The sequence below is a fragment of the Candidatus Chloroploca mongolica genome, from assembly GCF_004762035.2.
GTDB lineage: Bacteria > Chloroflexota > Chloroflexia > Chloroflexales > Chloroflexaceae > Chloroploca > Chloroploca mongolica.
The window spans coordinates 1-10511 of record NZ_SIJK02000019.1 but is presented as its reverse complement, the minus strand read 5'-3'; the positions used below and the strand labels follow the sequence as shown (position 1 = coordinate 10511).

Sequence of the window (10511 nt, the reverse complement as noted above, 5' to 3'; positions counted from 1 at the left end):
AACGGGGCACCCGCAAGGGGTGCCCCTACGGGGCCGTGGGCCGGGCCCGGTGTACGGGCACCCCTTGCGGGTGCCCTGGCGGGGTGCATGCACGGAAGATGCAATCGCCCTAACAAAACCTGTGCAAATGGTTGACAAAGTTCGTGCGGTGTGCTATATTGTGGGTGGGACATTTCAGGCCGCAAAGCTTTTGAGGAAAACTATCGTGAAAAACTCGCGTTCACCCTTAATTTTTATCTTTCTCACCATTTTTATTGACTTACTGGGCGTTGGCATTGTGCTGCCACTTTTGCCCTTCTATGTGAAAATGATCGAGACAAATAGCCCCGCCTGGATGGCCGCGAACTATGCGCTGGTCGTCGGGGCGTTGACGGCTTCCTATTCGCTCTTTCAGTTTCTCTTTGCGCCGATCCTCGGTGGTCTCTCGGATCGGTTTGGGCGTCGCCCGGTGCTGCTCTTGAGCCTGACCGGTGCTGGTTTCTCGTATGTGCTCTTTGGCCTGGCTGACCGCTTCGAGCCACTCGGTGCGACGGCAGTGCTGGCGGTGCTCTTTGTGTCGCGCATTGCCGCAGGCATTACCGGCGGCAGCATCAGCACGGCTCAGGCCTACATCGCCGATATTACAACTCCCGAGACACGGGCGCGTGGGATGGGCCTTATCGGGGCAGCCTTCGGCCTCGGCTTTATGCTCGGCCCGGCCATTGGCGGCCTGCTCAGCACGATTAGCCTGAGTGCGCCGGCCTTTGCTTCGGCAACCCTGATCTTCGCCAGCGTGATCTTCGGCTACTTCACGCTGCCCGAGTCGCTGCCGGTAGAGCGCCGCACGGAAAAGATGGGCAGCCTCAATCCGCTCCGTCGCCTTTCAGCGGTCGTTCAGCGCGAGAGCATTCGCCCGCTCTTGATGGGCATTCTGTTGCTCAACCTGGCCTTCGCCGGTCTCCAGAGCAACTTCGCGGTCTTTACCGAAAGCCGCTTCGGGTTTGGCCCGATGCAAATCGCCTTTCTCTTCGCCTTCATCGGTTTGATGGCGGTGATTATGCAAGGCTTCCTCATTCGCAAGCTCGTGCCGATGTTTGGTGAGGCTCGTCTGGCCGTGACTGGTCTGGCGCTGATGACGGTGGCGTTCCTGGGCATTGCCTTTGTGCCTGTCGCCTGGATGCTCTACCCGACGCTGGCGCTGCTCTCGATTGGCAGTGGGATGGCTACGCCGAGCCTGACGAGCCTGATTTCGCGCAGTGTTTCGGCTCAGGAGCAGGGCAGTGTGCTTGGTGGCACGCAGGCAATGAATAGTTTGACGATGATCGTCGGCCCGCTTATGGCTGGCTTTCTCTTCGACACCGTTGGGCCGCTGGCACCGTATCTCACTGGCTCGGTCTTGATTGGTAGCGCAGCCATCGTGCTGACCCTGGTGCTTCGCCCTCAGCTGGTTGGTGTCCCTGCGCCACAAAAGGCGCCTGCCCCGCTGCGCGTCGAGGCGGAAATGTCAGGATCGGGCGATTGACCGATTGTTTCGCCGACCGAGGTGTGTTATACTATAGCACGACTGTTCCGAAAAACGATAGAAACATGGCGGGTGGGGGCACGTGGGGGCACGGCGCCGCCGTGCCCCGACAGGTTCCCAGGAACACGAAGATCGGACAGTATCCCCTGTCGCGACTTCGTGTTTCTGGTGCATTGGCGTGAATAGTGGGAATACGCACGTATGGCCAGAGATAAGATCCTTATCAAGGGTGCCCGTGAACATAATCTCAAGGCGGTTGACCTTGAGTTACCCCGCGATCAACTCGTTGTTTTGACTGGCGTCAGTGGCTCAGGCAAGAGCTCGCTCGCCTTTGATACGCTCTATGCCGAAGGCCAGCGCCGTTATGTCGAAAGTCTCTCGGCCTATGCGCGCCAGTTTCTCGGCCAGATGGAGAAACCCAAGGTTGATTTGATCGAGGGCCTTTCGCCCGCGATTGCGATTGAGCAGAAGAGTGCGAGCAAGAATCCGCGTTCAACCGTCGGCACTGTCACCGAGGTCTATGATTATCTGCGCCTGCTCTTTGCCCGCGTTGGTACACAGCATTGCCACCAGTGCGGTCAGCCGGTTGCCTCGCAGAGTGCTGAGCAGATGGTCAATCGGGTGCTCGATCTGCCGTCTGGGACGCGCTTTCTGTTGCTGGCCCCGCTTGTGGCCCAGCGCAAAGGTGAATATAAGGATATTTTTGCCGAGGCGAAGGCCGAGGGCTTTGTGCGGGTGCGGGTGGACGGCGAAATCCGTACGCTCGATGAGGAGATCCGGCTCAATAAGAAGGTGAAGCATACGATCGAGGTTGTCGTTGATCGCCTCGTGATGCCTGATCCCGAGGCTGCCACGCCTGCCCCGGCGCCAGTTAGCGCAACGATTGGCGTGGCGCAGGCCGCCGCCGGCAGCGACTACGAGGCTTTTGTTACCCGCCTCACCGATAGCATCGAGCAGGCGCTTCGCGTTGGCGAAGGCAGTGTCATCGTCAGTGTGCAGGCCCACTCTGCTGCATCCATCTCAACAGACTTTGTTCAGGCACCCCCCGAAGAGTGGCTGATGAGCGAGAGCAATACCTGCCCCAATTGTGGCATCTCGTTTCCTGAGTTGACACCGCAGATGTTCTCGTTCAACTCGCCGCAGGGGGCATGCCCGTCGTGTACCGGCCTCGGGACGCGCCTTGAAGTTGACCCGACGCTGCTGGTGCCCAATGGGGCACTCTCGCTCAATCAGGGGGCCGTCACCTACTGGGGCGAGTTGCGCAAAAAGACTGATGCCTGGTCGTACAAGACGATTGTGGGGCTTTCCTCCCACTATGCGTTTAGCCTCGATACACCCTGGGACGAACTGACCGAGCGGCAGCGCGAGGTGATCATTTTTGGTAGTGGCAAAGAGAAGGTCCGCTTCTCCTGGTCCAGTGAGAATGGGAGCCGCGGCGAGTTCTATCGCCCATGGGAGGGCGTGGCCGCCGAGATCCGGCGTCGTTTTATGCAGACCGGCAGCGATATGGCCCGCGAGTATTACCTGCAGTATATGAGCGAGCAGCCTTGCCCCGAGTGCCAGGGTGCCCGTCTGCGCCCCGAGAGCCGGGCGGTGCGCGTGGTTGGTACGACCATCACCGAGGTTGGGGGTAAAAATATTCACGAGGCGCATGCCTGGGTGCTGCACATCGCTGGTCGGACCGAACAGCCTGCGCCAGACGAAGAGTCCACGTTGCTCAATCCGACTCAGTTGCAGATCGTTGATGATGTGCTGAAGGAAATCCGGGAACGCCTCGGTTTTCTGTTAAATGTCGGCTTGCACTATTTGAGCCTGGGGCGCCCGGCTCCGACGCTTTCCGGAGGCGAGGCGCAACGCATTCGCCTGGCGTCGCAGATTGGTTCGGGGTTGGTCGGGGTAATGTACATTCTCGATGAACCAAGCATCGGCCTCCATCAGCGCGATAATCGCAAGTTGCTCGACTCGCTCTTGCGGCTGCGCGACCTCGGCAATACGCTGATCGTCGTTGAGCACGACCTCGAGACGATGCAGGCCGCCGATTGGATCGTTGATTTTGGCCCCGGGGCTGGGGTCAAGGGCGGTGAGGTCGTTGTGAGTGGCCCACCTGCGGTGATCGCCGCGCATCCTGACTCGCTGACGGGCCACTATTTGAGTGGCCAGCTCGAAATCGCCATCCCCGCCACGCGGCGTAGCCCGTTGCTCACCTCAACGATTGCGCGCCGTCTCGACAAGACCGCTGCCTCGCTGCCGCAGCGACGGGGCAAGGCTGCGCAGCGGATCGCCGAAACGAGCCCGCTTGAGGGGGAAGAAGCCTGGCTGAGTCTTGAGGGTGCAACGCTCAACAACCTGCGCGATGTCAGCGTTCGTTTCCCGCTCGGCACCTTCATCGCCGTCACTGGGGTCAGCGGGTCGGGGAAATCATCGCTGATCACCGAGACGCTCTATCCTGCGCTGGCCAACCGGCTCAATAAAGCGCAACTGAAACCGGGGCCATATGCGGCACTCAATGGGCTTGAACATCTCGACAAAGTGATCGACATTGACCAGCAACCGATCGGGCGCACCCCGCGCTCGAATCCGGCGACCTACGTCAAACTCTTTGATCTGCTGCGCGATCTCTTTGCTAATACTCCCGAAGCGCGCTTGCGCGGCTATGCCGCCGGTCGCTTCAGCTTCAATGTCAAAGGTGGGCGCTGCGAGACCTGTGAAGGCAACGGTGAGATCAAAATTGACATGCAATTCCTTGCCGACGTGTGGGTGCGTTGCAACGAGTGCAAAGGCAAGCGCTACAACCGCGAGACCATGCAAGTCAAATACAAGGGCAAATCAATTGCCGATGTGCTCGAGATGGATGTGCAGACGGCGCTCGAATTTTTCGACAACGTACCGCGCGTGCGGCGCATCTTGCAGACCTTGCACGATGTCGGGCTTGACTATGTTCGTCTTGGGCAGCCGGCGACGACCCTTTCGGGCGGTGAAGCGCAGCGGGTCAAACTAGCGAAGGAACTCGCCCGCGTCGCGACGGGACGGACGATCTACATCCTCGACGAACCAACGACGGGCCTGCACTTTGCCGATGTCCAGCATCTGCTCGATGTGCTGCACCGGCTCGTTGATGCGGGCAACACCGTCATTGTGATCGAACACAACCTCGACGTCATCAAAACCGCCGACTGGGTCATTGACATGGGACCCGAAGGCGGCGACGGCGGCGGCTACGTGGTTGCCACCGGCACGCCCGAGCACGTTGCCGAGGTCGAAGGCTCGCATACCGGACACTTTCTGCGCGAGGTTCTGCACCTCGCCGGGCACCGCGCCGCCGCCGATTAAGGGTGGGGAATCTCTGCTTCGCTAGCTTTTTCAACCAGCGAAGCAGAGATTCTTATAGACCTATGTCACGCCACCAGATCCAGATTCACTGGCATTTTCAAAGCGTCAGCAAGCGGTTGATCCTGCTGGATGCGATACGTTGGCACCCGCAGTTCTGCCAGACGCTGCAAGATTAGCTCGGGACTCTGCCAGCCGCCAAAACTCTGCGGATCAACGAGCACCACGGCGGCGCGCACCCCGCGATAGCGTAGCTGTTGCAGCGCCTCGACCCAGCGTTCGTCGAGTGACGAGGTTACAATAATCAACGAACAGTTGCGTCCAAAGCGCTGACTCTCGGCGAGCAGAACTTCGGCGAGCGAACTGGTGCTATGGGCACGCAAGACCGCCAGGGCTTCAAGCATCTTGAAGAGTTGGCGTGCCTCACGTTCGGCAGGAATGACTTCGCGATGCTGGCCCCACGCAACCATGCCCACAATGCGATTCTGGCTCAGCAAGGTTCGGGCCAGCGAGGCCGTTGCGGTGACGGCGTACTCTTCGGTGCTGGCGAGCTCGGCTTCATCCAGATCGTCGGCCTGGGCCGAGCGTGACCACCAGGGCCCGCGCATGACGCGGCGATCACGACGCATCACGCTACTCAAGACCCGCGTATCCCGTACCACCGCACGCTCTTGCATATCGAGCACCAGATAGACATCGGCACTCGGATCGAGTTCAAACTCTTTCACCATCATCTGTCCGGTGCGTGCAGTCGAACGCCAGTGAATCCGGTTCATCGCGTCACCGGGAACATAGTCGCGGATGGTCGCTACATTGGGCGATGAGTGAAAGGTTCGTGCGCGTGTCGCCTGACCTCCGGGGAGATCCGCCCCCGGCAAGGCAAAATCGTGCAGATCGACTGTCTGCGGGTAGACCAAGATTTCGCTGGTTGAGGCTATCTGGCGTTGCAGGCGCACAATATCAAAGGGGTCGCCACTGATCAAGGTGGACGGGCCAAGGCGAAAGCGCCCGCGGCGCGTGCAGCGGGTACGCGACAGCCAGCGACCTCGTTCGCGCCCGCCGAGCGAGGCGACAAAACCGGCCCCGTGGTGGGGCAGATCCGAGCTATCACGCAACTCGATCCAGAGCTTGGGCAAGATCCAGCGGTTGCGAATCATAATCCGCTCGCGGGCATACTCGCCCACCGTTGCCCTGGGAGTCAGGGTTTCGCGTTCAAGTTCGAGGCCACGTAGATTCAGCCAGGCCCAGATGAACGAAAGAACCAGCAGGGCCAGCAGCAGATAACTCAAATGAAAAAAGAGCCGCAGACCAGTACCCTGGGCCGCAAGAAAACTTGCTCCAGCCAGGAGCAAGACAAAGAGTGGACGTAAGACCATTGCCATACTGAGCAGCATACCCCCGTGATAAGCCGGTGTCAAGGATGGAGATCCGGGCGTTGCTGTGGTCGCCAGGCCGGGTATTCATGGCTACGTTCGTTGACCAGGATTGCTTCGATGGTCAGCGAAACGAGATCGAAGCTATAGATGCCATAGTTGCGGGTTCCCGGACGACGCAACACTGACTGCGAACGATTGCTCGCAAAGATAATCCGTTCACCTGTCGGCGCCCAGGCCGGCGTCGTATTGTCGGCCTGATCAAACGTCAGTCGTTGGACACGTCGCCCGTCACTTTCAACCAGAAAGAGCTCGTTGGTGCCTGCGCGATCCGAACGAAAGACGATCTGTTCACTCACGGGGGACCAGGCCGGAAAGACGTCGGTGGCTGGATGATTGGTAATATTGCGTAGCTGCATGCCCGCTGACATGTCAAGCACATAAATATCGAAATGGCCCGTTCGATTGCTCGCAAACGCGATCCGCGTCCCGTCAGGCGACCAGGTTGGATTGCCATCGTCACCAGGGTGATTCGTCAGATTCCGCACGTTGCTCGCATCGTCAAGTGCGCTCACAAAGATCTCCCAGTTCCCGTTCCGGTCACTCTCGAAGGCAATGCGAGAGCCGTCTGGCGACCATACGGGATGGAGATCGTTGGCTTCGCTGCTGGTCAGATTCACCAGTTCAGTGCCATCTGCGTTCATGACATAAATATTGTAGGTACCATCAAGATTGGCGGCATAGGCGATTTTGGTGCCATCGGGCGACCAGGCCGGGGTTATATAATCAACCAGGGGCGTTCGCGCCCGCAAGGTTTGTTCCTGCCCCTGCGTGACCAGGTTCAGGCTACGTGTTCCGCCCGAGCCGGTGGCGACGGCAAGGGTGGCGATGATGGGCAGGCGTGGGGGTGACGGAAAAGCCGGGGCAACTTCATTGGCCCGATGACCACTGATCTGCTGGATCTCTTCGCCATTGTCACGCATCGTATACAGGTTAAAGGCCCCACTCTGATTCGCGGCAAACGCGAGGCGCTGCCCATCACGCGACCAGCTCGGGTTGAGCGCATCGCCTGGCCCCTCAGTCAATGGCGTCGCTGCCGCACCATCGGCATTCATCACATAGATCTTCCAGGTGCCATCACGACGACTCTGAAACGCAATCCGCCGCCCGTCCGGGCTAAATACGGGATGATCGTCGTCTCCCTCGGCATTGGTCAAATTGATGAACCTTGAGGCATTGGCGAGGCTGGCGAGAAAAATATCGCGTTGCTCCTCACCATCTGGATCAAGCGCCGAAAAGGCAAGGAAACGACCATCGGGGCTAAAAGATGGCCTGGCAATGTCAGACAATTCACGGGAAAACTCGCTTCGGTTTCCGTCGGCGAGATTGAGGATCATCAAGACCGATCCGGTGCTCCGCACGGCGACATACGCAATCCGCTCGCTGTCGGGCGACCAGGCCGGGTCAACGGCACCTCGGCCTTCATTCGTCAACTGGCGCAACCCGGTGCCATCAGGATTGATCAGATAGATATTTGGCGTGCCATCGCGATCCGAGACAAAGGCGATCAGTTGACGATTAGGCGACCACGCCGGTGACTCATCATTCCCAGGATCGTTGGTCAGGCGAGCGAGGCCAGAACCGTCCACATTCATCACAAAGATCTCGCGGTTGCCCGTGCGATCCGAGACAAAAGCAAGCCGTTCAGTCTCCTGCGGAACTCGGGTTGGTGTGATCGCTGGCGGTGGGGTTGGCACAGGGGGTGTCTGTGGCACGGCAGTTGGTTGAAAGAGATCACTCCACGCCGACGTGGGCAGGACCGCGCCACAGCCACTGAGACCGAGCAGACCAACGAGAATCAGCGCTATCCAGCGTAGCGGTCGCATTCTACGCACAGCTCGCCGTGTCATTGCTCGGCTCCTGCCATGTGCTCACTCCGTCCAGACTGATCGAGGTCAGCCGCCGTCCCGTTACGCACCGGCTCGATCCGAATGCGCTGGATCGGTATGGGCTGGGGCAACCCTTCACTGGCAAAGCGCGCAAAGACACGCTGGTAAAATTCGTGTCTGAGCGGGAACTGATCGTTGAATTCTCTGGTACGCAGGATGATATTGAATTGCACGCCGAGCTCGCCAAATGCAGCAAGTCGAGCGCGAACAGTATGTTCAGGCACGCCGCCAAGTTCTTCATGCATCATGCCCTGGCCTTCTTCAACCAGCAAGGCTTCGACCCGAGCAAGATCGCTATCATAGGGCACCGCGACCGGCAGAAAGATCAAGAACTCAGAATTGGGGCGATCAAAATTGGTCAGGATCGTATTGGTCATCAACGAATTGGGCACGACGAGCAGATTTTCGGTCAATTCACGCAGATAGGTGTCGGCCCAGCGAATATCGTCAACAAAACCCTCTTGCCCGGTACTCAACCGGACATAATCGCCGAGCTGAATCTTATTCGTCGCCAGGATCATGATCCCGCTAAAGAGATTGGCAAGCGGCTCGCGCAGCGCCAGCGAGAGACCAATCGAACTACCGGCCAGGATCGTCACGAGGGGGCCAATCGGAACCCCGAGGTACGCCATCGCGGTTGTGCCGAGCACGATAAACGTAAAACCACGCAAGACATTATTGAGGAGCGAAATGGATCCCATTGTATGGCGAATAAAATAGATCCGAATTGAATTCGTCACCAGGCGCACCAGAAAACTCATTGCTGTCAGCACGGCCATCAGGTTCAGCAACAGGCGTACCGCACTCGCGATCCGCAAATCGGGCACAACCGTCGCGAGCGTTGAAGCCAGACCGAGAAAGCTCAGCCAGAAGATCGCCTGTCCACCTAGCGCACGGAGCGCAACCTCGGCAAAGAACCACTTACGACGGATCGCATAGCGCTTCAGAAGCTTTAAGATCCCAAACTCGATCAACGCACCAATGGCGATCACGGCTAACAGGAAGGTGTAGGCCTGAAAAATCGCACTATTATTCGCTGCATCGTAGGCTTCGACCATAATCTTTTCTGATATCGGGCTGAGGAGTTTTTCAAGCCCCTTCTTTTTTTGCCCCAAACTCAAGATCTGCCAGGGTGAAGAGCGCCTCAAGATCCTCGCCGAGCTCAGGGTTCTCCTGCGCAACTAGGCTCCGATATGCGTTGCGCTCGTCCTGTGAGGTATAGGCTACCAGACGTTGCACATCAGCAAGATCCTGGGTACGTCCCGCCGTTAGTTTTAACAAAATCAGGTATGGCCGCGCAAGTACCGGGTAGCCAGCGGCATCATAGATCGGGTGGGCGAGGGCTTCATCAACCCAGGCATCAGTCCGTGTGACGCTCCGCAGTGGCTCAAGCCACGCGGCTTCTTGGACCAACCCGCCCATTGGCGAGCTTAACGCCCAAAGGCTCCGTCCGAGCCTGTGTCCCCGAAGGAACGTGTTGCACCGTGCAAAGGAACACCCAAAATGTTTTACGCCGCGCGGGAGTTCGGCGCGGCAACCGGCAACATTTCCTGCTGTTCAGGTGCGTCGCCCGAAGGCGAAAGCGGTGCAGCCCGCAGGCCCACCTTGGAAGCAGTATAGCACATGTGTTCACTGACCGCAATGCTCTGGCTGAAGCCAGTGAGAAACCCGCCTCACCGCACGCCCTCAAGGGCGGCGGCTTGCGGCGGGTTCCCAAAGGTCATTCGTTCGGGAATATACGCACGCAGGGCCAACCCTCCAACCAGTACCCAGGGAATGGTGCCCAGGATCTGCTGAAGGGGTGGCAGAGCTTGCATTGCTGTCCTCCGTTCAAAAAAAGCCTGCTGCGAGCCCGTTCCACGGGCTGCCCGCCGCAATGCCAGACGTAAAAAAAGGGTTGCCGGACGTACAGACATCGCACGCTCCATCATAGCTCTCAATCATGGTATCATACACCAATTCTGCCCTCGCCGTAAACGGCTCGGTCTGGTGAGCGAAGGGCGATTGCATCATACGAAACCGGATAAAATGCGCTCTATTTGGCAGCATGTGCATGCAACCAGCGGTGCATACGGGGGCACCCGGCGACCCGGGGGCACCCGGCGACCCGGGGGCACCCGGCGACCCGGGGGCACCCGGCGACCCGGGGGCACCCGGCGACCCGGGGGCACCCGGCGACCCGGGGGCACCCGGCGACCCGGGGGCACCCGGCGACCCGGGGGCACCCGGCGACCCGGGGGCACCCGGCGACCCGGGGGCACCCGGCGACCCGGGGGCACCCGGCGACCCGGGGGCACCCGGCGACCCGGGGGCACCCGGCGACCCGGGGGCACCCGGCGACCCGGGGGCACCCGGCGACCC

The 10511-nt window shown here is 59.6% G+C and carries 8 protein-coding genes; 3 read left to right on the top strand and 5 right to left on the bottom strand.

Annotated elements, in window-relative coordinates:
- Window positions 1–205 precede the first annotated feature (205 nt).
- Both EYB53_RS11830 and EYB53_RS11825 read left to right on the top strand, forming a co-directional pair.
- Entirely contained in the window at window positions 206–1501 is a 1296-nt protein-coding gene (locus tag EYB53_RS11830) for an MFS transporter (RefSeq protein WP_371879104.1), read from the top strand.
- A gap of 201 nt (window positions 1502–1702) precedes the next feature.
- Complete coding sequence (locus tag EYB53_RS11825; protein ID WP_135478391.1) at window positions 1703–4831, top strand: excinuclease ABC subunit UvrA; 3129 nt, start codon at window positions 1703–1705, stop codon at window positions 4829–4831.
- Between the two features lie 65 nt (window positions 4832–4896).
- Here EYB53_RS11825 and EYB53_RS11820 read toward each other — a convergent pair whose 3' ends face one another.
- From EYB53_RS11820 to EYB53_RS11800, 5 genes are all read right to left on the bottom strand, one after another.
- The gene (locus EYB53_RS11820; protein ID WP_254151036.1) at window positions 4897–6210 is read right to left on the bottom strand and encodes a DUF58 domain-containing protein; all 1314 of its coding nucleotides are present in this window, start codon (window positions 6208–6210) and stop codon (window positions 4897–4899) included.
- A gap of 32 nt (window positions 6211–6242) precedes the next feature.
- Window positions 6243–8111 carry a PD40 domain-containing protein gene (locus tag EYB53_RS11815; protein ID WP_135478390.1) on the bottom strand — a complete coding sequence of 623 codons (1869 nt, stop codon included), beginning with the start codon at window positions 8109–8111 and terminating at the stop codon, window positions 6243–6245.
- Window positions 8108–9208, bottom strand: a complete 1101-nt coding sequence (locus EYB53_RS11810) for a mechanosensitive ion channel family protein (protein WP_135478389.1) — start codon at window positions 9206–9208, stop codon at window positions 8108–8110. The genes EYB53_RS11815 and EYB53_RS11810 overlap by 4 nt, the downstream gene beginning before the upstream one ends.
- A 31-nt stretch (window positions 9209–9239) precedes the next feature.
- The gene (locus tag EYB53_RS11805) at window positions 9240–9572 is read right to left on the bottom strand and encodes a hypothetical protein (RefSeq protein ID WP_135478388.1); all 333 of its coding nucleotides are present in this window, start codon (window positions 9570–9572) and stop codon (window positions 9240–9242) included.
- Window positions 9573–9823: 251 nt separating this feature from the next.
- Window positions 9824–10066: a hypothetical protein gene (locus tag EYB53_RS11800; protein WP_135478387.1), complete on the bottom strand. Its 243-nt coding sequence runs from the start codon at window positions 10064–10066 to the stop codon at window positions 9824–9826.
- A 137-nt stretch (window positions 10067–10203) separates the two neighbouring features.
- On the opposite strand from EYB53_RS11800, the gene EYB53_RS25315 reads away from it, so the two are divergent.
- Window positions 10204–10511, top strand: a 308-nt coding sequence (locus EYB53_RS25315) for a collagen-like triple helix repeat-containing protein (protein ID WP_216863638.1), incomplete at its 3' end; no start/stop codon positions are given.